Annotated in this window: 21 protein-coding genes; 19 read left to right on the top strand and 2 right to left on the bottom strand. The window is 64.4% G+C overall.

The genetic code is table 11. The features are described 5' to 3' along the window. Positions 1–48: 48 nt before the first annotated feature. Both M2282_RS16235 and M2282_RS16240 read right to left on the bottom strand, forming a co-directional pair. The gene (locus tag M2282_RS16235) at positions 49–1,206 is read right to left on the bottom strand and encodes a radical SAM protein (RefSeq protein WP_280809817.1); all 1,158 of its coding nucleotides are present in this window, start codon (positions 1,204–1,206) and stop codon (positions 49–51) included. After that, the gene (locus tag M2282_RS16240; RefSeq protein ID WP_280809818.1) at positions 1,203–1,502 is read right to left on the bottom strand and encodes a hypothetical protein; all 300 of its coding nucleotides are present in this window, start codon (positions 1,500–1,502) and stop codon (positions 1,203–1,205) included. The genes M2282_RS16235 and M2282_RS16240 overlap by 4 nt, the downstream gene beginning before the upstream one ends. Before the next feature lie 236 nt (positions 1,503–1,738). On the opposite strand from M2282_RS16240, the gene M2282_RS16245 reads away from it, so the two are divergent. The 19 genes from M2282_RS16245 (at position 1,739) to M2282_RS16335 (ending at position 22,151) form a co-directional block, all read left to right on the top strand. Beyond that, on the top strand, positions 1,739–2,284 hold the full coding sequence (locus M2282_RS16245) for a hypothetical protein (protein ID WP_280809819.1): 546 nt from the start codon (positions 1,739–1,741) through the stop codon (positions 2,282–2,284). Continuing rightward, positions 2,281–3,828, top strand: a complete 1,548-nt coding sequence (locus M2282_RS16250; RefSeq protein WP_280809820.1) for a phage portal protein — start codon at positions 2,281–2,283, stop codon at positions 3,826–3,828. Before M2282_RS16245 ends, M2282_RS16250 begins: the two co-directional genes overlap by 4 nt. Positions 3,829–3,878: 50 nt before the next feature. Next, positions 3,879–5,753, top strand: a complete 1,875-nt coding sequence (locus M2282_RS16255; RefSeq protein WP_280809821.1) for a phage major capsid protein — start codon at positions 3,879–3,881, stop codon at positions 5,751–5,753. A 16-nt stretch (positions 5,754–5,769) separates the two neighbouring features. Continuing rightward, positions 5,770–6,054, top strand: coding sequence for a head-tail joining protein (locus tag M2282_RS16260; RefSeq protein WP_280809822.1), 285 nt, complete (start codon positions 5,770–5,772; stop codon positions 6,052–6,054). Continuing rightward, positions 6,054–6,467 carry a hypothetical protein gene (locus tag M2282_RS16265; RefSeq protein ID WP_280809823.1) on the top strand — a complete coding sequence of 138 codons (414 nt, stop codon included), beginning with the start codon at positions 6,054–6,056 and terminating at the stop codon, positions 6,465–6,467. Before M2282_RS16260 ends, M2282_RS16265 begins: the two co-directional genes overlap by 1 nt. Positions 6,468–6,478: 11 nt before the next feature. After that, the gene (locus tag M2282_RS16270; protein WP_280809824.1) at positions 6,479–7,264 is read left to right on the top strand and encodes a hypothetical protein; all 786 of its coding nucleotides are present in this window, start codon (positions 6,479–6,481) and stop codon (positions 7,262–7,264) included. Between the two features lie 104 nt (positions 7,265–7,368). Then, entirely contained in the window at positions 7,369–10,089 is a 2,721-nt protein-coding gene (locus M2282_RS16275) for a phage tail tape measure protein (RefSeq protein ID WP_280809825.1), read from the top strand. Between the two features lie 15 nt (positions 10,090–10,104). Beyond that, entirely contained in the window at positions 10,105–10,488 is a 384-nt protein-coding gene (locus tag M2282_RS16280; RefSeq protein WP_280809826.1) for a hypothetical protein, read from the top strand. 2 nt (positions 10,489–10,490) lie between these two features. Then, positions 10,491–14,072 (top strand): hypothetical protein, encoded by a 3,582-nt coding sequence (locus M2282_RS16285; protein WP_280809827.1) that lies wholly within the window; start codon positions 10,491–10,493, stop codon positions 14,070–14,072. Positions 14,073–14,104: 32 nt separating this feature from the next. Beyond that, positions 14,105–15,322: a hypothetical protein gene (locus M2282_RS16290; protein WP_280809828.1), complete on the top strand. Its 1,218-nt coding sequence runs from the start codon at positions 14,105–14,107 to the stop codon at positions 15,320–15,322. A gap of 20 nt (positions 15,323–15,342) precedes the next feature. After that, entirely contained in the window at positions 15,343–16,362 is a 1,020-nt protein-coding gene (locus M2282_RS16295) for a LamG domain-containing protein (protein ID WP_280809829.1), read from the top strand. Continuing rightward, positions 16,359–16,763, top strand: coding sequence for a hypothetical protein (locus tag M2282_RS16300; RefSeq protein WP_280809830.1), 405 nt, complete (start codon positions 16,359–16,361; stop codon positions 16,761–16,763). Before M2282_RS16295 ends, M2282_RS16300 begins: the two co-directional genes overlap by 4 nt. Then, positions 16,756–18,645 (top strand): hypothetical protein, encoded by a 1,890-nt coding sequence (locus M2282_RS16305; RefSeq protein WP_280809831.1) that lies wholly within the window; start codon positions 16,756–16,758, stop codon positions 18,643–18,645. Before M2282_RS16300 ends, M2282_RS16305 begins: the two co-directional genes overlap by 8 nt. A 2-nt stretch (positions 18,646–18,647) precedes the next feature. After that, positions 18,648–18,872: a hypothetical protein gene (locus M2282_RS16310; protein ID WP_280809832.1), complete on the top strand. Its 225-nt coding sequence runs from the start codon at positions 18,648–18,650 to the stop codon at positions 18,870–18,872. A gap of 21 nt (positions 18,873–18,893) precedes the next feature. Beyond that, positions 18,894–19,262, top strand: coding sequence for a hypothetical protein (locus M2282_RS16315; protein ID WP_280809833.1), 369 nt, complete (start codon positions 18,894–18,896; stop codon positions 19,260–19,262). Beyond that, entirely contained in the window at positions 19,252–19,644 is a 393-nt protein-coding gene (locus M2282_RS16320; protein ID WP_280809834.1) for a hypothetical protein, read from the top strand. Before M2282_RS16315 ends, M2282_RS16320 begins: the two co-directional genes overlap by 11 nt. Beyond that, positions 19,641–20,225 carry a glycoside hydrolase family 19 protein gene (locus tag M2282_RS16325; RefSeq protein ID WP_280809835.1) on the top strand — a complete coding sequence of 195 codons (585 nt, stop codon included), beginning with the start codon at positions 19,641–19,643 and terminating at the stop codon, positions 20,223–20,225. Before M2282_RS16320 ends, M2282_RS16325 begins: the two co-directional genes overlap by 4 nt. Positions 20,226–20,262: 37 nt before the next feature. Continuing rightward, positions 20,263–20,811 carry a hypothetical protein gene (locus M2282_RS16330; protein WP_280809836.1) on the top strand — a complete coding sequence of 183 codons (549 nt, stop codon included), beginning with the start codon at positions 20,263–20,265 and terminating at the stop codon, positions 20,809–20,811. Between the two features lie 335 nt (positions 20,812–21,146). Then, on the top strand, positions 21,147–22,151 hold the full coding sequence (locus M2282_RS16335) for a hypothetical protein (RefSeq protein WP_280809837.1): 1,005 nt from the start codon (positions 21,147–21,149) through the stop codon (positions 22,149–22,151). Positions 22,152–22,203: the final 52 nt, after the last annotated feature.

Here is a 22,203-nt window from a genome sequence, read left to right on the forward strand (position 1 = left end):
GTAAATCTAAGCGGCTTATCTATTCACTAAACGCGCCCAATCATCCAATTAGGTCGCATGCTGTGAAAAACAGTAGGCTTCATCGATTCGGTTCCAAATGTGATCATAAATAGCTTGCAAATCCGAGCAGTAGCGTGACTCGTTTTTGAAGCTTGTTCCCGACCAGCGGTGCGGAAAAAAACCGCCGCCGCAAGATTCGGAATAACGGCACTCCTTGCACTTTTTGCACAGGTCGGTTGACTGATAGGCTATAGCAAGCCAGTTTGGATCACTTCTGATGGATTGCAGCGGGTGCTCAAGAATATTAACTGCAGTTTGAGTAAATCCTCCGCCATTAGATCTTAAAACGTCAAGCGGTTCTAAAGCGCCTGAAGGTAATAAGGTTGTGGTTATTATGGGGCCATACCCGTAACTCTCGACTTCGGTATTCAGGCCGAGTAACCCTCTGATAATTGCAGAAAAAGTTCGGATTGAAACACCGTCTGATTCGGCGTGATCGTACCAATGGTCAAACAGTCCAGTCAGGAACGGAGCAATCGATGCCACGTTGGAGTTTGTCCAGCTAGCATCGGGTAATAACACGTCAAAATGCCTAATCCCCAACTGTTTCATGTGAAGGTAGTACTCCACCGGATCAGCGGCCGCATCGCCTACTGAAAGACATCCAAATGAGAGTCCAAATTTTGCTAGGTGCCGCATTCCGCGAACTGTTGAAGCGGCGGTGCCTCCTCCATCTTTTTGCACTCTGTGTTTGTCATGGCTAGGGCCGTCGTAGCTCAAAGTCACCGCTACATTTAGCGCACAGAAAAGCGCGCACCATTCATCATCGATTAACGTTCCATTTGTGGTCAAGGAAAATGAAATTTCGGTGCCACAATCAGTCCCAATACGCTTCAACGTTTCACACAATCGAAGAAATCTCCGCTTCGGAAATAAGAGGGGTTCGCCTCCATGAAATAAAATTTCGAAACGGGGAATTGAATGCTGTGTAAGGTGCTCTTGGAGCTTTTCGGCTAATGCCTTCGTGACCTCATTTGACATGGTAAGTCGACCCGCAAGCACATCTGGATCTCTAAACCAGTAGCAATAGTCGCAATTTATGTTGCATGCCGACACCAGCTTTACCAGCAAATAGTTGATGGCGAATTTGCTTGCTGGTACCTCGTCCGCAGTTATTCTTTTTGAAAAGTATATGGGGGTAGTCATTCCCGAAACTTTTCGACGATTTGATTTATCTCATTCGGCGAAATGTGATCTTCCCAGGTATCGATAGTGCCGTATCCCGATTGCGTCCTGTCGTATCTCGTGTAATCGGGTTTCCCGACCTGCCCTTCGGTATACGTTTTCGTGTAATCCGCACTGGCGGCCTCTTGAAAAGAGGGTTTTGCCAGAACATTTTTTAAAATCTCATCAACTACTAGATTCTTTTTTAGAGGAGATGCTTGGGAAAGCAGTGAGTTCTCGATGATTTTTGCTCTCAGCGCATCGTTAAACGTGTTCACGGTTTCACTCCTTAGATAAGAAACTCAAAATATCACTGGCGAGGCGCGATGTACACGGCATATGTCTTTTGGCCGGTCAGAGCCCGCATGCGAGATGGCTCTAGGCAGCCGTAGAACCATTTGCTCACTCGATATGGAGATGTTGGGTACTTGTCCGCCCGAAGTGACACGTCTCGCCTTGTCGATGTCAGCATCCCCCTTCGATAGTCCGGTCAACACTGACCAAAGGCCTGACCGTGGCTATCGACACCTCCAACACCGAACCCATCTCCATCATTCCCGGCGATACCGTCAAGTGGACGCGAACGCTCGCGGACTACCCGGCCTCGGCCGGTTGGGCGTTGAGCTACGAACTGCTCAACGCGATGCATCGCTACGAGATTCCCGCATCCGCTGACGGCAAGGCGTTTCGCGTCGTGGTCTCGGCGCAGACCACGCAGAGCTATGCCCCCGGTTCCTACGACTGGAGAGCGCGCGTCACGAATGCGGATGAGGTCTACACAGTCGCCAGCGGTCGCCTGACCGTCGCGCCATCGTTCGGCGCCGTAGGCGATGTCCGCTCGCATGCCCGGCGCACCCTCAAAGCCATCGAGGCCGTGCTCGAAGGCCGGGCCACCAGCGCAACAGCCGAATACGAAATCAACGGCCGCCGCCTGAAATACATCCCGCTCAACGAGCTGCACGCGATGCGCACGAAGTATCAGCGCGAGGTCGCTGCGGAGGAGGGTAAGAGCGGCCCGCGGGGCGTATCGGGCCGCATCATGGTGAGGTTCGGCGCATGAAGGCCCCCGCATTCCTTCGCAACCTCTTCCGCGGCAAGCCCATCGCCAAGAAGACGCAGGTTCGCCGCTTCCAGGCCGCGCGCATCGACCGCCTCTCGGCCGACTGGATCGCCACCTATTCGAGCATCAACGAAGAGCTGCGCGGCGACCTCGACCGGCTTCGCGCGCGCGGGCGCGAGCTGCGCAACAACAACGACTATGCGCGCAAGTTCTGCGGCATGGTCGAAACCAACATGGTCGGGCCGGCCGGCTTCGTCATGCAGTCGCGCGCAGAGATCGCACCCGGCAAAGCCGACAAGCTAGCGAACGATGCCATCGAAGCGGCCTTCGTGCGCTGGCAGGCGGTGTGCGACGTCACCGGCCGGCAGTCGTTGCGCGACATGTGCGAGACGCTGGTCGGCGGTCTGCCGAGCGACGGCGAGTTTCTGGTGCGGATGGTGCGCGGCCCCGATGCGCGCAACGAATTCAACTTCGCGCTGCAGCTCATCGACGTGGACCGGATCGACACCACGTTCAACGGCGTCGAGCATTCGACGGGGAACACCGTCATCATGGGCGTGGAGGTGGACGCCTACCGCCGAACCGTCGCGGTCCACATCTTCGAAGCCCATCCGAACGACGGCCCGCGCACCTCGCGCCAACGTGTGCGCCTGGCGGCCGAAGACATCATCCACGGGTTCAAGGTCGAGCGCGCCGAGCAGGTGCGCGGCATCCCGTGGATGGCCCCGGGCATGCTGAGCCTGCACCACCTGGGCGGCTTCATGCTGGCCGCGGTGCTGGCCGCCGAGCATGGCGCGAATCACTTCGGCTTCTTCACGCAGAACCAGGACGCGGCGCCGGGCACCTTGCCCATCGGCGAGCGTGACGACGGCGGCGATGCGATCACCACGAGTCAGCCCGGCATCTACGACACGTTGCCGCCGGGCTACGACTTCAAGCCGCACGAGAGCAAGTACCCGAACGAGGTCTTCGGCCCCTTCGTGAAGACCGCGCTGCAGCGCGTGGCGAGCGGCTGGCGCGTGTCGTACCACGCCCTCGCGAACGACCTCGAAGGCGTCAACTTCTCCAGCATCCGCAGCGGCACGCTCGACGAGCGCGACCGGTGGTCGTCGGATCAACAGTGGTTCATCGACATCCTGCTCAAGCGTGTGCGCGCCGAGTGGATGGTGATGTCCCTGCTGTCGAATGCCATCACGATGCCGAACGGAAGTCCGCTGCCCGCGGCGAAGGTCGCGAAGTTCGGCGCGCACGACTGGCTCGGCCGTCGTTGGGAATGGGTGGACCCGCTCAAGGACATGAACGCGCGCATTGCGGGTGTCGGTGCAGGCTTGATGGCGCCGCAGGATCTGAGTGCGCAGATGGGCCGCGACTTCTACGACACCATGCTCAAGATCAAGGAAGCGCAAGACCTGGCGCAGCAGCTCGGCATCGTGCTGCCAGCGTATGCGACGAAGGTCGCGGCACCAGCGCCGAAGCCGGCACCGAAGGGGCGACCTGCCGACGTCGAAGAAGAAAACGAAGAGGAAGAAGAAACCGCGACCTAGTGACATCGCGTGCCTTATGAATGTCAGTGCCGCGCAGTTGCAATAGCGGCATGACTTCAAGTCTTCCTCAAGTCCTTCGCCAGCACCTTCCCACCGGCCAACTCCAGCGCGCCTTCGTGGTGGAGCGTGCCTCCATCGACGAAGAGACGCGCACCGTGAAGCTCGCCTTCGCGAGCGAAACGCCCGTCAATCGGGGCTGGTTCATCGAGATGCTGGACCTGAGCCGCAAGTCCATGCGAACCGGCCGCCTGACCGCCGGCGCCAACCTCCTTTGCGACCACGACACACGCGATGTGGTCGCGGTCGTCGAGTCTGTGGAAATCGGTTCGGACAAGGTCGCCCGTGCTGTGGTGCGCTTCGGTCGAAGCGTGCGCGCAGAGGAAGTCTTCCGAGACGTGATCGACGGAATCCGCGTCAACGTGTCGGTGGGCTACATCGTCCACGAAGCCATTCTGGAAGGCACGAAGGATGGTGCTGACACCTACCGCGTGACCGACTGGGAGCCCTTCGAGTTGTCTCTGGTCAGCGTGCCAGCGGACGCGACTGTCGGTGTCGGCCGCAGTCTCCCCACCGAGCTGCCGGCCCCTTCTTCCATTGCTTCCCTTGCCTCCACTTTTCCAACCTCTACGGAGAACCGCGCCATGACGACGCCCGCAACCATTCCCGCCACCAACCCGGCGCCCACCATCGAAGTTATCGCGCAGCGCAACCACGCCAGCGAAATCAGCCAGATCGCTGCGGCCATGCCGGGCGGTGCCGAGCTGGCGATGCGTTCCATCCAAGCTGGCCACACGGTCGAGCAATTCCAGGCCGAGGCGATTCGCGCGCTCGCGTCCAAGCCCGTGCCCACAGCCGACATTGGCCTGACCCCGAAGGAAACGCGCCGCTTCAGCATGGTCCGCGCCCTCAATGCGCTGGCGAACCCCGGCGACACCGCGGCACGCAACGCCGCGGCCTTCGAATTCGAGTGCTCCAGTGCGACTGCGACCAAACTCGGCAAGGCCTCGCGCGGCATCATGATTCCATTCGAGGTGCAGAAGCGCGACATGGTGGTGGGCACGCCCTCGGCTGGCGGCAACCTTGTGGCCACGGACCTGATGTCGGGTGACTTCATCACCATCCTGCGCGATGCGATGGTGCTCAACACGCTGGGCGTGCGCTTCCTCTCGGGTCTGGTCGGCAACATCGCGATTCCGAAGCAAACCGGCTCCGGCAGCGCCTATTGGGTGGCCGAAGGCCAAGCGCCCACCGAGAGTGCTGCAGCCATCGGTCAGGTCGCGATGTCGCCGAAGACGGTTGGCGCCTTCACCGACATCAGCCGCAAGCTCCTGCTGCAATCGAGCATCGACGTGGAGAGCTTCGTGTCGGCCGACCTGGCGATGGTGCTCGGCCTGGCGATCCAGCGCGCGGCCATCTCGGGCGGCAGCGTTGCGAATGAACCGCTCGGCATCCTTGCCAAGCTCGCAGCGAGCGTCATCGGTGGCCCCAATGGTGGCGCGCCGACCTGGGACAGCGTGGTGGATCTGGAGACGGCCGTGTCGGTCGCGAATGCCGACGTGGGCACGCTGGCCTATCTCACCAATGCCAAGGTGCGCGGCAAGCTCAAGAAGACCTTCGTCGATGGCCCCGGCACCGGCGAGCGCGTGTGGCAGAAGGGCAGCGAGCCGCTGAACGGCTACCGCGCCGCCGTCACCAACGCAGTGCCGAGCAACATCACGAAGGGCACCGGCGAGGATCTGTCGGCGCTCATCTTCGGCAACTTCGCCGACCTCGTGATCGGCATGTGGGGCGGCCTCGACCTGATGGTCGATCCGTACACGCACAGCACCACGGGCACGGTCCGCGTGACTGCACTGCAAGACGTGGATGTCGGCGTCCGCAACGAAGAGAGCTTCGCCACGATGGAAGACGCGCAGACCGCGTGAACCGCGTAAATCCACCATGTTTGCCGAAGACCTGTCCGTTTTCTTTAGCGACTTCGCGGTGAGCGCTTCGTTCACTGTCGAAGGCGTGCAGAAGACCGCGCGCGTCCATTTCGACCGCCCGTATGCGGCGCCCTTCGGAATGCAGGCCGATGCGGATTCACCGTCGTGCCAAGGCGCGACGGCGGACCTCGCCGGGCTGCAGCGCGATGACGCGATCACCGTCGATGGGAAGCCGTTCGAAGTCGCGCGTGCGGAGCCGGACGGCACCGGTGTGACCAACCTTGTGCTGCGGAGTCTCTGATGCTTGCGCTTGAGCCCGCCATCGTCACGCGCCTGCGCGGAGAGCTGCCCGGGACGTGGACCGTCAAGGGCGTCTTCACCGACAGCGGCAAACGCGATCCAGTGCTGCTGGTGTCGGTGCTGTTCGTCGATGCCAACGTGCCGGCCAGCGATGTGCCTGGCGCACTGGTGCGCCCGTTCTGGGCCATCACGCTGATGGCGAAGCGCGGCGATCCCGAGGCCCTTGTGCATCTCGACAGCGCGTTCGCGCTCGTCGTCGAGGCGCTGCAGGGCTGGACGCCCGGACAGGTCGCAGGGCGGCGCTGGGAGCGCCTGCAACTGGTGAGCGTGAAACCGCCGCCTTACCCCGACGACGGCTTCGTCGGCATCGAACTCATTTTTTCTACTTCGGCCCGCTTCGACGGCCAACCCTGAAAGGAATCCCCATGCCCATCGTGCATACCAAAACGGAACTGTCGGCCCCGCGCGGCCGCCTGCGTCTGGACATCATGAACGCCCTCGAAGAACTGACGGGCGAAGAAGAGATGGGCAACTGCCCGAGCTTTGTCCTCACCGTCGATTCCGAGAAGGCCGAGGAATTCTCGGCCGAGACCGCCGCGAGCGAACTCATCGGCACGCTGACGGGCAAGGTCAAGCGAACCGCCAAGATCAGCTGCAACAACATGAGCATGGCGACCTATCAGCGCTTCCTCGCGGCGACGAGCGAGGTCGTGACGCAGGACGCCACGGCGGTGACCGGTGAGATTCGCACCGTGGTGCCCGGCAAGATCTATCAGCTCGGCCAGACCGCCGCCAATCCCATCGGCGTGCGCAACGTCACGGGCGTGACCGTCAAGACCGAAGACGGCACCACGCCCTACGAGGCAGGCGTCGACTTCAACGTCGATCCCGAAACCGGCGCCGTGCAGATCATCGCCGGCAAGGGCATCGCGGCGGGCAAGGTGCAGTTCGGATACACGCCCGTGGCCGGCTCGTACACGCGCCTGAAGACCGGCGGCAGCACCTCGTTCCTCGCAGCGATCCGCGTCATGGCCGACAACGCCGCGGGCAGCAACAAGGATTGGTACATGCCGCGTTGCAGCCTCACGCCTTCCGGTGACCTTCCCATCGTGTCGAACGAGGTCGAGTTCGTGACCGTCGAGTTCGATGTCGATGTTCTCAAGTCCGCCAACGCAGAGGCGGTCTACGTCGGCGGCCGTCCCGTCGCCTGACCGTCCCCCGTCCCCGCGCGTGGCGCGGGGGCGTGGTGACGCATGCGGCTTCGCAGCGAGGCCGCATGCGCCGCCACCGTCCATTCACTTGATCTTTCCTCCCCATGGGCTTTAAGCCGATTCAGATCGTTATCAACGCCAAGGACGATGCGTCCAAGGTGTTCGACCGCCTGCAAACGCGCCTTGCCGCGTTCGTCGCGGTCGTGCTGGGCTACTTCGGCATTCAGGCGTTCGCCGGCTGGGTGAAGGGTGGCGCGGACTTCGAGCAGGCGCTGAGCCGCGTACAGGCCGCCACCGGTGCCACCGCCAGCGAAATGCGCGCGCTGCGCAAGGCGGCGCAGGAAGCTGCGGCCGATGCCCGGTATGGCTTCACGGAACTGGAAGCGGCCGGCGCGCTGGAGAACCTGGCAAAAGCCGGTCTCGGCGTGCGCGATGCCATCGCCACGCTGCCCGCCGCGATGCAGCTCGCGCGGGCCGGCGACATCGAGCTGGCAACCTCGGCCGAGTACCTGACGAAGATCGTCAACGGTCTGGGCCTTGCCTTCACCGACTCGGGCCGCGTGGCCGATGTGCTCGCCAAGGGTGCGAACGCGACGAACACCAGCGTCACAGGTCTCGCGCAAGCGCTGAGCTATGCGGCGCCGCTCGCGAACACGCTCGGGCTGAGCCTCGAAACCACCGTTGCGATCATCGGCAAGTTCGCCGATGCCGGCATCGATGCGAGTCGCGCCGGCACGGCGTTGAACAGCATCCTCGCGCAGTTTTCCGACCCGGCCAGCAAATTCCGCACGGAGCTGGCTGCGGCCGGCATCACGACGGGCAACTTCGAGAAGATGCTGCACGAGCTGGCCGCGGCCGGCCCGGCGGGGCAGCGGGCCATTGCGGCCGTGGGGCAGGAAGCCGGCCCGGCACTGCGCGCGCTGCTGAATCAGGGCGTCGACAAACTTGATGCGCTGAAGAAGTCGCTGGAAGGCGCGACGGGCAGCGCGGCCGAGACCGCCGCGGTCATGCAGTCGAACCTCAACGGCGCGCTCAACGGCCTGCGTACCGCATGGGATTCGACGATCAATGCGCTGACCACGCCCATCCTGCCTGTGCTGAAGGAAGGCGTCGAGCAACTGTCCGGCGCGCTGCGCGCGGCGGTTGCCGATGGCACGGTGGGGCGCTTTGGCTCCGCGCTGGCATCGGCGTTTCAGAACGGCATCAAGTGGGTGCAATCCTTCGTCGCGAGCGTGGATGTGCCGGCACTGGTGGCGAAGGCGCAGGCACTGGCCGACCGGGTGGGCGCGCTGCTCGACAGCTTCGGGCAGAAGGCGCAAACCACCGGCGACATCGTGAAGGCGGTGTGGGGTGTCGCAGCAGCGGGCACGAATGTGCTCCTGGCGGCGATCTTCAAACTGGCCGAGGCGTTCGCGACGGTCGGATCGTCGATTCATTCGGGCCTGGCCTTCATCACCGAGGGGCTGTCGAAGATCAGCTTCGGCGGGCTGTCGGAGTCCTTCAAGCAGCTCGCCGCGGATTTCCGGGAGTCGGCAGGCGGCGCCGTTGCGGTAGCGGATGCCTTCGGGCAAAAGGCGGAAGAGGCCTTTGACCGTGCGGCCGAGGGTGCCGAGCAGGCGCGCGCCGGATGGGCGGGCCTCACCGAGAGCGCCGAGACGACGACGACTGCAGCGGCCAGCAGCGCCGCGGCCTTCACGAACATGGCGGCGGAGATGAAGGCTGCCGGTGACAGTGCGCAGGACGCGGGCCAGAAGGCCGCCAGCGCGGCCGAAACGCAACGGGTGAAGGCAGAGGAGGTCCGGGCGACCATCGCGCGCCTGAAGGCCGAATACGCGCAGGCCATCGAGACGAAGAATTTCGAGCTGGCGGTGCAAAAGCTCGACGAACTGAAGAAAGCCAACAACGCGGCGGCCGACGCGGCAGGCGGGAACAAGAAGGCGCACGCCGAAGCCGCTGCGGAGATTGCCGCCGCCTTCCAGCGTGCCGGCGTGCAGACCCAAGTCGAGCTGGAGACGGTCGCCAAGACCGCACTGCGCGACTTCGAGCTGATTCGCGACAGCGGGCAGGCCACGGCCATCGGGCTGGGCGAAGCGTGGAAGCGCGCCGCCGAGGCGGCCATTGCGGCGGGCAACGGCGTGGCGCCGGGTTGGGTGCAGGCGCAGTCCGCCATGCGCGGCTTCGAGGTCGTGCTCGACAGTGCAGGGCGCTCCACCCTCAAGTTGCGCGATGCGCAGCAGGACGCCACGCAGACGGCCCACGGCTTGGCCGGCGCGCTGCGCGAGGTCACCAGCGCGAGAGAGAAGGACATCGAGGCGCGCGAGAAAGCGAATGCCCTCAAAGAGCGCGAGAACGCCCTCGAAGACAAGCGCCTCGGCCGCGACGCGAGCGGCTTCTCGACCGACAAGAACGGGAAGACCGTCAACGCCGGCAGCGACCTCGGCACCCTGACCGGCATTGCAGCCTTCCTCAAGAACGCCGGTGTCAAGGACGACGAGACGGCGCGCCGCATTGCCCGCGAATTTGCGGACGAGAAGGGCAACGTTCAGTTCTTCAACAACCCCGGGCAAAAGAAGTACGGCGGCGATGGCGGCACGCTGAGCATGGCGCTACTGAAGGCGGCGGAGAAAGTGACGTTCTTCGGCGACGGGCAGACGCCCACCTCGATCCCGAAGCCGGAATCCAACCGCACGGTGAACCTGCAGCTCAACCTCAACGGCCGCGACTACGGCCGGGTGAGCACCGATGCGGCCGGCGCCGACGCCATCGAGGGATTGCTCGCGCAGCTCGGCGCCGCGGCCGGCACGTCTTCCATTCGCCCGAGCTGACGCATGTCTGTACCCATGTTTCACACCCTCGGCGCCCTGCAGATCCCGCGCGGCATGGTCTGGTCCGACGAGTTCGGATGGAGCCGTGTCGAGAAATCTCTCGAGTACTCCGTCACGGGCGCGGCCTTGATCGATGCCGGCGTGCGCCTGGCTGGCCGGCCGATTACGTTGCAGGGCGAAGTCGAGGCCGGTTGGATCAGGCGTGGCGCGCTCACCGCGTTGCAGGCGCTGGCCGATTCCGACCCCACCGGCGAACACGCCCTCGTGCTGGCCGATGGCCGCACGTTCACCGTGCAGTTTGCGCCCGGCCTCGCCGTGGAAGGCAAGCCGGTGGCCCGTCCCGAGCTGCCCGTCGAGAGCTATCCCTATGTCGCGACCGTGCGGCTCATCACTGTTTGACCATGACCATTCACGAATCCGACATCAAGCTCGTTGCCACACAGGTGATGGACGACGTGCCCGAAGGCGGCGGCGCGCCAACTTCGACCGTCATCGAAGACGGCAAGAGCAACGCCATCTTCAAGGACATCAGCGAGCCCGACCGGGCCATCGGCGATGTGTCCATCATGAAGGTGGCCGCCACCATCCAGACGCTCAACACCGACACCGCGCTCGGCGGCAGCGTGATCCTGTCGCGCCCGCCGGTGGACCCAAACGTGAGCGCCACGCTGTTCTACACGGGGGATTTCTTCGACCGTCGCGCGAGCATCCAGAACCGTATCGAGAGCTACCTGTCGCCCGGCGAGGAATTCAGTGGCTTCCTGCTGAGCAACCATGTGCAGGGCCAACGCTCGATCCAGATCTTTCAGCGCCCGGGCGCCACGCCGCCCGACGTTGGCGGGACGCTGCAGATCAGCGGCGGCGGCAACATCGACTACGCCCGTGTGACCGACGTGACGGTGCAGCAGCGCACCTACAGCTACAGCACGGGCGGCGGGTTTGTCGACTACGACGCGCAGGTATGCATCTGCGACCTGGCCGATGGCCTGAAGCACGACTACAGCGGCACCGCCGCCAATCGACTGTTCGAGCGGACGCAAACCGCTGCGGTCATCGACCGCATGCTTGTGGCCGACGCCGCGCGGTACTACGGTGTGGCGAAGCTGGCGGCGAACATCACGGCCGGCGACCTTTCCGCGCTCGTGGACACGATCTTCGCGCAGCTCGTGCCCAGCGCGCAGACCGAAATCCCCATCGTGGACACCAGCGCCGCAGGCTCGGCCACTGCGCTCGTGCCTTCGGGTGCCGGCAGCCTGTCCATCGCCACCAGCGCGGCGTTTGCGGCCAATGGCGTGATCTACGTCGGCAACCCGTTTCTGCCCGGCACGCTGTCGGTCACCACGACCGCCGGCACCATCACCGACGACGGCGGAAAGCTCAAGCTCGGCGCGACCACCATCGGCACCGCCACCTACGCCGCCGGTACGCTGGCCTTCGCGAGCGACGCGCCGACGATTGCCGGGAGCAAGACGATCAGCTTCCAGCCCGCCGGCGCACCGCTGGAGCTGGCCGACAGCGCTTCCATCGTTGTGACCGACGCGAGCCGGGCGCTCAACTACATCATGACGATCTTGCCGCCGCCGTCGCCTGGCACGGTGCGCGTGAGCTATCGCAGCAATGCGAACTGGTACGAGCTGTACGACGACGGGGCAGGGCGCCTGCGCGGCGCTGATTCGACCGTGGGCAGCGGCTCCGTGGACTATGCAACCGGCACCGTCGCCGCGACGCTGGGCGCACTGCCGGACGTGGGCGGCGAGGTCATCGTCCAGCACGGCGCCAAGGTCAACTACAAGGACCGCAGCGGCACGCTGGCGAACGCGCCCTCGGTCATTCTCGACCTGGCGAACCAAGGCGCGGAAGCCGGCGCCGTGTCGGTCGCTTGGAATGACGGCACCGCACGCCTGGCGGGCGACAACGGCAGCGGCGTGTTGACGGGCGATGCCACCGGGCCGGTGGCCTATGCCAGCGGCACCATCACGCTCAAGCCCAACGTGCTGCCGGCCTCGGCGGTTCCCTTCACCGTGACCTACAACCACGGCGACCTCGAGACGAAGACCTTCAATGCGCCGGCGCGCGAGGTCAACGGCTCGGTGAGCGTGAACCTCGGAAAGACGAACATCGCGCCGAAGTCGGTGGCACTGAGCTGGAACCTCGTCCTCCAGTCCACGGGCGGTGTGCCGGCCAACCAATGGGTGCCGCAGAACTTCGCGGCCACCAAGAGCGTGACCGACGACGGCGCCGGCACACTGCGCGACGCGCTGGGCGTGGCCTTCGGGACGGTGGACTACGCGACCGGCATCGCCAACTTTTTCCCCGAGGTCATCTCGACCGTGGCGGTGCCGCAGTGGGCCGTCAATCAGCAGGGCGTGCTCGGGACCGTGCTGTCGCCGAACCTGCCGGGCCTGTACCGCAACACGCTCACGGGCTACAGCTATGCGGCGCTGGCGACCACGCTGCCATTTGATGCGTCGGCCGTGGTGACGGCGAATTTCCGGATGGTGGGTTCGAGCAATTCGGCCACCGAGGTGTTCGAACAGCCGCGCCTCTCGATTGCGCTGCTGCCCACCTTCCGCGAAACCGCCGTGCCTGGCAGCGTGAACTTCACGCTGGGCGGAAAGACCTTCTTCGACCGCGCCGGCAGCATCTACAGCGACCTCGACCCGACCACGGGCGCAGGCACGCTGGCAGGCAGCTTCGACTATGCGACCTGCACCGCATCGCTCACGACCTGGCCGGCCTCGGGCTCGACTGATGTCATGGTGAACAGCCTGCTCACCACGCTGGACGGCCAGCCGGTGGAGTACGTGGTGTTCCGCACGCCCGTGGCCCCGGTGCGCACCGGCTCGCTGCAACTGCTCGCGACCAGGCTCAACGGCGGCACCGTAAACGTGACGGCCGATGCCAGCGGGACCATCGTCGGACCCGACGTGCTCGGCACCTTCGACTACTCGACCGGTGTCGCGAAGGTGCGCTTCGGAAGTTGGGTCGTCGCCGCCGGCAACGAGGGCGAGATCTGGTACCGCGCCGATGCCGTGGGCACGGACGGCAAGATCTGGAAGCCGGCGCCGGTCTTTGCGAGCACGATCCGCTACAACGCGGTCGCCTTCACTTACCTGCCGCTCGATGCATCGCTGCTGGGCCTCGACCCGGTGCGCCTCCCGCAGGACGGCCGCGTGCAGATCTTCCGCAAGGGCGGGCTGGTGGTGATCGGTAACACCAAGCGCATGGGCGCGGCCGTGGTCAGCGCGGGGCAGACGCTCAACGTCGGGCGCGAACGCCTGTCGAGCCTGCGTGTGATCGGCAGCGATGGCCTGACCATCGTCGGCGGCTACACGCGCAACCTCGACGCCGGCACCGTGACCTTCAACGACGTGACCGGCTATGCGCAGCCCGTCGAGGTCGAGCACCGCATCGAGGACATGCTCGGCGTCTCCGATGTGCAGAACAACGGCCGGCTGGCCTTCACCCGCCGGATCACGCACGACTATGCGGCGGGCGAGAGCTACGTGAGCAGCGCGCTCATGACCGGCGACCTCAAGGCGCGCGTGTCGACCTTTTTCGATCAGCAGACGTGGACGGGCCTGTGGGCCGATGAGTTGATCGGCAATCCGGCCGACGCGGGCTACAACGACATCGACTTCCCGCTGCTTGTGACGAACAAGGGTGCCGTCACCGAGCGTTGGCGCATGCAGTTCACGAGCACCACGACCTACAACCTCATCGGCGAGCACCTGGGCCAGATCGTCACGGGCCAGAGCATCAACGTCGATTGCGAGCCGATGAACACGGCCGCCGGTGCGCCCTACGTGTCCATCCGCGCCGCGGGCTTTGGCAACGGCTGGGGCAACGGCCAGCTCATCCGCTTCAACACGGTGGCCGCCACCGTCCCGTTTGTCGTCATCCGCACGGTGCAGATGGGCGCCGAGACGGTGCTCGACGACAGCTTTGAACTTCTGGTCCGCATCGGCGTGGACCGCCCCTGAACTGAAAGCGAACCCTCTCTATGACTTCTATCGTGGACACCAGCGTGAAGCTGTACACCAGCGACATGGCGAATGCGCCGGCGCTCACCAATGCGAACGGCTCGCTGATCGCGCTGCTCGACGCGGTGCTCAAGGATGGCTTCGACGTGAAGAGCATCACATCGCTGACCGTGGCTGCGGGAGTGGCGACGCTTGCGTGGACGGGTTCGCATTCGGCGATTCCGCATGCGGTCATCGTCGTGGCTGGCGTCACGGGCGGGCCCGAAGGCTTCGCCGACATGAACGGCGAGCAGAAGGTGCAGACCAAGCCCTCGGCCAGTTCGTGCACGTTCCTCACGTCGCTGCCCGATGGCGCCTACACCGGGACCATCACGATCAAGATCGCGCCGCTCGGTTGGGAGAAGCCGTTCTCGTCCGGTGCAGACAAGGCCGCCTATCGGAGCGCTGACCTTGAGAGCACGCGCATGTTCCTGCGCGTCGATGACAGCTACGGCACCAGCGCAAGGCTCGTCGGCATGGAGACGATGACGGACATCGACACGGGCACGGGTCGATTCCCGACGTCGGCGCAGGCTGCGAGTTTTGCAGAGGGCGGCGGTTGGTGGCCGAAGGCAGAGGCTGGCGCGCAGCCGGCGCCCTGGGTGATCGTGGGCGATGGGCGAATCTTTTTCTATCACGCCTCGCCCTACGTCTCGAACGGCAGTGCCTACAACGGCTACATCATCGGCAACCTGCGCGGCTTCGGAGACCTGATCGCATTGCGACCGGGCGGCGATCCGTATGCATGCATGCTGGGTGTCCAACAGGGACCGGGCGGCTCCTACCCCACCTACGGCACGGTCGATGCCGGTTCGTCGAACATGAACTTCCTGCCCCGCGATTGGACGGGGGTCGGTTCCTCGCACCCCAACTATTGCGTGCCGTACACGGGTTCCCCCAACCCGGTGTCCGGGATGGACAACACCCTCGGCGCTTTCCCGAGTCGCATCGATGGGTCGCTGCGGCTGTCGCGTCGGTTCATGTCGCAGTACCCACTCGGGGACGCACCGCGCGCGGATGTGCCTGGCGTCCTCTCGATCCCGCAGTCCGGGCTCGGTGGGCTGGAGCACAAAGGTTTGTTTGACGGCACGGAAGACCTGGCCGGCCGAAAACTTCTGGGTCTCATCGTCTCCAGTGGTGGCCCCGGTCAGCTACCCACACCGGGCAACGCTGGAATGATCCTGCTCGATGTCACGGGGCCGTGGCGCTAATGGCTGCGACTTTCCCTCCTGTGACGTTGCTGCATTTGAATGGCAGCAACGGCTCGACGGACATCGTCGATGTGATGCGCAACGCGTGGACAGCGAACGGCGGCGCGAAGCTCACGACCGCGGACTCGAAGTTCGGCGGATCGTGCCTGGCCTTGGATGGCGATGGGGATTACGTCAGCATGGCCGGCTCCCTCGCGTTCTACTTTGAAGCGAACGACTTCACCATCGAAGCGTGGATGAAGCCGACCAACACAGGGCGGGAGATGGTGATGGTGGACCACTACCTGTCGGGTCAAGCGGCGTGGCAGGTGCTGGTGACCTCGGCAGGCCTGCTGTCCTTCTATGGCTGGAATGGGTCCACGACGAATTACATCGTCTCCGGCACCTCGTCGCTCTGGGGCGCCTGGCACCACATCGCAGTCTCCAAGCGCAACGGCGTCATTCGTCTGTTCGTCGATGGTGTGCTCGAAAACAGCGTGCCGCACACCGCATCGTTCACTGCCCAGCCGTCTTACTTCGCACTCGGCGCGCAGGTGTCGGCGCGCAATGCGGCCTACGACTATGCGGGTCTGATGGATGAGGTGCGGGTGATTCGGGGAACCGGGCTTTACCTGGACTCGTTCACGCCGCCCGCAGCACCATTTGCGGACGAGACGCGGCCCTCTGTTTTGGAGGCGTCTTTGCCTTTGCCCGCCGGACTGGCGGCGGCGTCGTTTTCGGGCGTGGTTCCGGTCACCAAACAGCGCCTCTACCGCAACTTCAACATCCTCGGCGCCGAGGCTCGGCTGATTGGCACCGTCAAGGAAAAGCATCTGCCCGCCAACACGCCGCTGCGCCGCCGCGTGCGGTTGATTCGAGAGCGCGACGGTGCCACCGTGGGGCAGACATGGAGCGACATGACCACGGGCAGCTATGTGTTCACGAACATCGACTCGGCCGAGGCGTACACCGTCATCGCCTACGACTACCAGCACAACCACCGGGCGGTGGTGGCCGACAACCTGACGGTGGCGGGCGGCGGCGTGGAGTTGGTCGCATGAACGTGTTCGCGATCAACTTCATGCTCACGGCGCTCATGAGCTACATGGGCACCGGTGCGAAGTTCAAGGTCTACGGCGGCATCAAGCCAAGCGCGGGCGGTGCCGAGACCACGCTGCTCGCTGCAGCCGTCCTGGCCGATCCTGAAGGTGTCGTCAGTGGCGGCATGCTCGTGCTCGCGCAGGCCGACGCGGCCGGTGACATCGCATTGGCAACCGGCGTCGCAACGTGGGGCCGCCTCGAAACCGCGGATGGCGTGTGGGTCGAGGACTTCACCGTGAGCGGCCCGTCTGGCAGTGGACAGGTCAAGATCACTGCGGTGGACCCGGCGCCGGGCGATCCCGAGGGTCAGATCTATGCCGGCGGCACGTTCTTGCTCGGGACGGTGATCCTCGGTGCCTAGCGATCTCGTCTTCGACAGGCCGCCGCTGACCGGCTCGCCGGTCGAGCTCGTCTTCGGCGATGACGTGGCAACGCCGAGCGATGCCGTCTATGCGACCGGCCGCATCGCGCTGCCTTCGTTCATCGTGCTTGGCGCCGCGACAGTGAAACGGCCGCCGACCGCGACCGCCGGCGGAAGCATTGCGCTGCCTGCCTTCATGCTGACCGGCACCCTGCGCTACGACAGCGCGGTCGAACGCCCGCTGGTGGGGCGTGCGCGTGCGCAGTGGCAGCTCGCTGCATCTGTGCAGTCACCCGTCAGCGCAGAGCTTCAGGCGGTGCAGCCGGTGCGCGCAACCTCCCGCGCCAAATGGCAGCGCGCCGCGCCGGTTGCTGGGCGCGCGGCACTTGCCTGGCAGGACGTGCAGGCCACTCGAGTGGTCGCCGGCATGCGGCATCAGGACGCGCTGCGCGTCGGTGCTGCGGCGGATGCAAGGTTTCAGGACGTGCAGCGGGTGCGCACCGGCGGCGTGAGCCGCTGGCAGGAAGCCGTGCGCGTGCTGCCGGCTGCGTGGTCCATGCGGCATCAGGATGCCAACCGCCTGCGCGCCGCGGCGCAAGCCCGCTGGCAGGAGGCGGTGAAGCGAGACCTGCTGCGCGAAGAGCCCGCACGCGCAGCCGGACTCACCGCAGCCGGTACTCGTTCGCGCTGGCAGGAATTCATGCGTCCGCTGCCGGGCGTCTCCATCGTCGTGCCGCCGGCACAGGAGCCTTGCTACCTGCCTTCGACGGCGCTCGTTTTTGCAGAGGGGCCGCTCGCCACGGGCGTGCTCGTCTTCGTGTGCGAGCGGCACACCACGCCGCCCGGCGGCGAAATCATCACCGTGCCCATCAGGAGGGCCTACATCGTGCAGAACAGCATCAGCCTCGTACGTATCGACAGCGGCGAGGTGATCGAGGCCTCGGCCTTCTCCATGAGCCTCGATGCGGACTCGTGGACATGGCGATGGAGCGCCACGCTGCCCGGCGCAGCATGGCCCGTCATCCGGCGCGGCATTCATGCGGCACCGGTGGAGATCCTCGCCACCGTCAACGGTGTGCCGTATCGCCTGGCTGCGACCGACTGCAATCGTGACCGCAGATTCGGCGATGCAAGGGTGCAGGTACAGGGCAAGGGGAGGGCGGCCATGCTCGACGATCCGTATGCGCCGATCCTCAACCATGCGTCGGCCTCCGCGCGCAGCGTGGCGCAACTGCTCGACCTCGCGCTGACTTACAACGGCGTGGGTATCGGCTGGGACATCGACTTCGGTCTGACCGACTGGACCGTGCCCGGCGGAACGTGGAGCTTCCAAGGGAGCTACATCGGCGCGGTGCTCGACATCGCCAGCGCGGCCGGCGCCATCGTGCAGCCGCACGCCACCGATGCGACCCTGCGCGTCATGCCGCGCTACCCCGCGGCGCCGTGGAACTGGGACACCTTGACGCCCAACTTCGTGCTGCCTGCGGCTGCTGTATCCATTGAGGGTATCCAGCCGCTGAAGAAGCCGGACTACAACCGTGTGTTCGTGGCCGGCGCCAACGCGGCCGGCGTGCTCGGGCAAATCACCCGCAGCGGCACGGCTGGCGACAGCGTGGCGCCGATGGTGACGCATGCCCTCGCCACACACAGCGATGCGGCCGCGCAGCGTGGGCTCGCGGTGCTCTCGGACACAGGCGCACAAGCGAGCGTCAGCCTGCGGCTTCAGGTGTTGCCCGAAACGGGCCTCATCCTGCCCGGCGCACTCGTGCGCTACGAAGACGGCGCCGAGACGCATCTCGGGCTCGTGCGCAGCACGTCGGTGGATTGGCAGCGTCCGGTGTTGCGCCAGTCGATCACCCTCGAAACGCATGTGGAGGTGTGAGCGTGGCAACGAACGTTTATTCCGCCTTCCTTGCACTGCTGCCGAGCTACCCGCTGCAAGTCGCAACCATCACCGCCATCGACGGCGAGATCGCGCGACTCGCGCTGCCTGGCGGCGGCGTGCTCACGGCGCGCGGTGTCGGCGCCGTGGGCGATCAGGTCTTTGTGCGCGACGGCGTGATCGAGGGTCAAGCGCCCGCCATGCCCTTCGTGCAGGTCGAAATCTAAGAGAAAGAGAAGAGGCACCACATGGACATGGGCGACATCGCCGGCAATCCGATCGCGCAGCTTGCGGCGCTGATTCTTTCCGTTGCCGGTGGCTACAGGGTCTGGCGCGCGCAGCAGCCGACCGAAGCCAAAGAGCGCGCCGACAGCGAAGGCCAGATTGCTGCGCTTGCGACCTGGCAAGCATTGCTCGAAGGCGAGCGTGCAGCGCGGGTGAAGGCCGAAGAGCGCGCCGACAAGTTCGCGGCCGAACGCAACCAGGCGCTGCAGGAGCTGTGGGAGATGAAAGGCCAGATTAAGGCCATGAACGAAACGCTCACCGCGCAGACCCTCGAACTGGGCTCGCTGCGCGACCTCGTTCGCCAACTGAAGGACCAACGAAATGCAAAGTGAATCGCACATCGACGCCGACCGGACGCTGCATGAAGAGCAGCCGCGCATGCGCGTGCCGCGCCAGTGGCGCCGCCTCTTCGAGACCTTGGGTGTCGTCGGGAGCCTGTTCCTCGGCGGCTTCGGCTCGGGCTACTTCTGGGCCACGCGCAATGCCGAGGCGCAGATGACGCGCCAGCGCGACGACCACCTCGCGGAAATCGACCGACTGCGCGAAGCGTTCGGCGACCGCCTCACTTCCCTTGCTGGCCGCGTGAACCAAGCGGCCGGCACCGCGGCGAGCGCTGCGCAGACAGCGGGTGAAGCCGCGAGCACTGCGCAGACCGCCGCACAGACCGCCAACCAAGCCGCGAAGACCGCGGCAAAGGAGTTTAAGAAGCCATGATCGACACACAGACCCTCATCGACTGCACCGGCGCCACGCGCGCCAACGCCGAGCGCTACGTGCTGCACCTGGCGGACGGCATGAACCGCTTTGGCATCCATTCCGACAGCGCGGTGGCCGCATTCCTCGGTCAGCTCACCATCGAATCTGACGAGCTGGAGAAGGTCGAGGAGAACCTCAACTACACGACGGCCGCGCGGCTGCGCGAGATCTTCCCGAGTCTGTTCGTGCAAAGCGGCTATCGCGCGGAGGACTACCTGCGCAACCCGCGAGGGCTGAGCATGCTGCGCTACAAGGGATTTCACGGCCGCGGCCTGATTCAGTTGACCTGGGAGGATGCCTACATCGCCGCTGGGCGGGCTATGGGTGTGAACTACCGCGCCAACCCCGAGCTGCTGCTGCAGCCGCAGCATGCGGCGTTCTCGGCGTGCTGGTTCTTTGCGGACTTCAAGGACTGTCTGCCGGCGGCCGAGCGTGGCGATGTCTACGACATCACCGGGCGCGTCAACGGCCCGAAGCGGCTCAAGCTGGCCGAGCGCAAGGCGGCGACGGCGCGCGCGTACAAGGTGCTTTGCAAATGAATGCGCGAGTCGGTGAGCTTCCGTGCTGGGGCAACCCATGAGCAAGTTGCTCGACATCGTGCCGTCGTGGCTGTGGGCGTTCCTGCTGGTGCTGGCTCTAACCGTGGCGGGAATCGAGCGAACGCAGGTGCTCAAGGCCAAGGCCGATACCGCGGCGGCGCAGAAAGCCGTCTCCGATGAAAAGCTCGACCGTGAGGCCGAGAACACCCGCCGCGCACTCGCCGCGCTCGCTGATCTTCAGCGCGTGATTGCAATGCAGGCGGCCCATGCCAAAGCTCAACAGGAAAACGTCAATGCCTACGAAACGAAACTGGCTGCACTCGATGGTCGCCGCCGCGCTGCTGCCGGCGATGCTGAGCGGCTGCGTAATCAGTTCACCGTCTTCGCCTCCCGTGATCGGGACCAAGCTACAAGCGAGTCCGCTGCCTGCCAGCGTGTCGCGGATCGATCCGCGATCCTCGGAGACTTGGCTGCACGAGGTGCAGAGCTACTTCGAAGCGGTCGAATCATCGTTGAGCAGCGAGATGCCGAAGTGAAAGTATTACTGGGCATCTCCCGTAACGACCGCAGATTGCTTGCCGACTGAACGCCTCGGCCGAATGACTCTAGTACACCTCAATTGATCGGGGAAATGATGAAGAGCATTTGTATGCCCCGGGCTTCGCCCCATTGCCAGCACGAGAGAGACTGAGTTTCAACTTCGAAGTGCTGGAACAGCCGCATGTTTGAGACAAATGGGGGAGAGGTGCATGGCGGCATGCCGCTGCTTTCTCTGTATCGCGAATCAACGCTATGGAACGGAGCGCGACCATCCCATATTCAGGCGATAGGAGTTGCGGCCGTGCAACCATATGGTTGCTCGCTGCGAGCGAAGGGGGAGCACTGGCGTCCAGCTACGCACAAAAAAAATTGGAGGAGTTCATGAAATCCTTTCTTCTGCTGTTGTGCCTCACGGCGCTGACAGCCTGCGGCAGCTATTCCGTAAAGCCTCCACCATCCATTGCATCGGACCCAGAGATAAACGCTTCGAGCCTCTCTCCGGCGGAAGGTCTGGACGTGTATTTCGCCTTCAATGCCGCACTCACTCAAGCGCGCAGAACTCCATCTTCAGAACACCACGCGACGCTTCTTGGCGAAGGGATGGAGCTCATCTCCGCGAATTGCACTCGCTATTTCTCTCGCCTCGGAGCTGCCGACCAACACCTGAGATTTGCGCGACGGGAAACGGTGTTGACCGGGGGCGTGGTCGCGACCGCACTTGGTCTCGCAAACTCCACTCCGAAGGTCATCGCGAACACCGCAGCTCTCTTTGCGTTTGGCGCTGCCACCATCGATGGCTATTCGGAGACTTACGTGTTCTCCCCCGATGTAAAAGCCGTCCAGAGCTTGGTGATTTCAGCACTGAATGCGCAAAAGGCGCTAGGCGATGGGCTGATTGTCGACGCACAAGCGAGTAAGTATCTTAGCTATACAAAGGTGGCGAACTTTCTGCTCGTGATGGAGAGTTCATGCCAGCCTCATGGAATTCGCGAACTAGTAAACAGGGCAGTATTGGGGCTCAAGGCGGTACCGGTCGATGCGACAGCGGGGGTTGTACCGCCTGCTGTCGTGCCGCCTGCTGTCGTGCCGCCTGCTGTCCGGCCGCCCGCTGTTGTGCCGCCTGCTGTTGTACCGCCTGCTGTTGTACCGCCTGCTGTTGTGCCGCCTGCTGTTGTGCCGCCCGCTGTTGTGCCGCCCGCTGTTGTGCCGCCCGCTGTTGTGCCGCCCGCTGTTGTGCCGCCCGCTGTTGTGCCGCCCGCTGTCGTGCCTGCACCGATTCCAGGGGCGGAAACCATTAGAGGGCTCCCATTTCCTCCACCCGAGCCCTCTTTCGGCAAGCCGCCTAGCCGATCCACTTCACAGGAGCTGAAGTTGGTCCCACGTTAAACGCGGAGCGCTGAACGCATCACCGCCTGTTGCGGCTCTGACTTCAAAGAAA

Origin of the sequence: Variovorax boronicumulans (assembly GCF_029892485.1) — a bacterium.
Classification (GTDB): domain Bacteria; phylum Pseudomonadota; class Gammaproteobacteria; order Burkholderiales; family Burkholderiaceae_C; genus Variovorax; species Variovorax boronicumulans_B.

Bases quoted from the DNA above. Each gene is read 5' to 3' on its own strand.
- M2282_RS16235 (WP_280809817.1), bottom strand. From the start codon at position 1,206: ATGACTACCCCCATATACTTTTCAAAAAGAATAACTGCGGACGAGGTA.
- M2282_RS16250 (WP_280809820.1), top strand. From the start codon at position 2,281: ATGAAGGCCCCCGCATTCCTTCGCAACCTCTTCCGCGGCAAGCCCATC.
- M2282_RS16255 (WP_280809821.1), top strand. From the start codon at position 3,879: ATGACTTCAAGTCTTCCTCAAGTCCTTCGCCAGCACCTTCCCACCGGC.
- M2282_RS16260 (WP_280809822.1), top strand. From the start codon at position 5,770: ATGTTTGCCGAAGACCTGTCCGTTTTCTTTAGCGACTTCGCGGTGAGC.
- M2282_RS16265 (WP_280809823.1), top strand. From the start codon at position 6,054: ATGCTTGCGCTTGAGCCCGCCATCGTCACGCGCCTGCGCGGAGAGCTG.
- M2282_RS16270 (WP_280809824.1), top strand. From the start codon at position 6,479: ATGCCCATCGTGCATACCAAAACGGAACTGTCGGCCCCGCGCGGCCGC.
- M2282_RS16275 (WP_280809825.1), top strand. From the start codon at position 7,369: ATGGGCTTTAAGCCGATTCAGATCGTTATCAACGCCAAGGACGATGCG.
- M2282_RS16280 (WP_280809826.1), top strand. From the start codon at position 10,105: ATGTTTCACACCCTCGGCGCCCTGCAGATCCCGCGCGGCATGGTCTGG.
- M2282_RS16285 (WP_280809827.1), top strand. From the start codon at position 10,491: ATGACCATTCACGAATCCGACATCAAGCTCGTTGCCACACAGGTGATG.
- M2282_RS16300 (WP_280809830.1), top strand. From the start codon at position 16,359: ATGAACGTGTTCGCGATCAACTTCATGCTCACGGCGCTCATGAGCTAC.
- M2282_RS16315 (WP_280809833.1), top strand. From the start codon at position 18,894: ATGGACATGGGCGACATCGCCGGCAATCCGATCGCGCAGCTTGCGGCG.
- M2282_RS16320 (WP_280809834.1), top strand. From the start codon at position 19,252: ATGCAAAGTGAATCGCACATCGACGCCGACCGGACGCTGCATGAAGAG.
- M2282_RS16325 (WP_280809835.1), top strand. From the start codon at position 19,641: ATGATCGACACACAGACCCTCATCGACTGCACCGGCGCCACGCGCGCC.
- M2282_RS16330 (WP_280809836.1), top strand. From the start codon at position 20,263: ATGAGCAAGTTGCTCGACATCGTGCCGTCGTGGCTGTGGGCGTTCCTG.
- M2282_RS16335 (WP_280809837.1), top strand. From the start codon at position 21,147: ATGAAATCCTTTCTTCTGCTGTTGTGCCTCACGGCGCTGACAGCCTGC.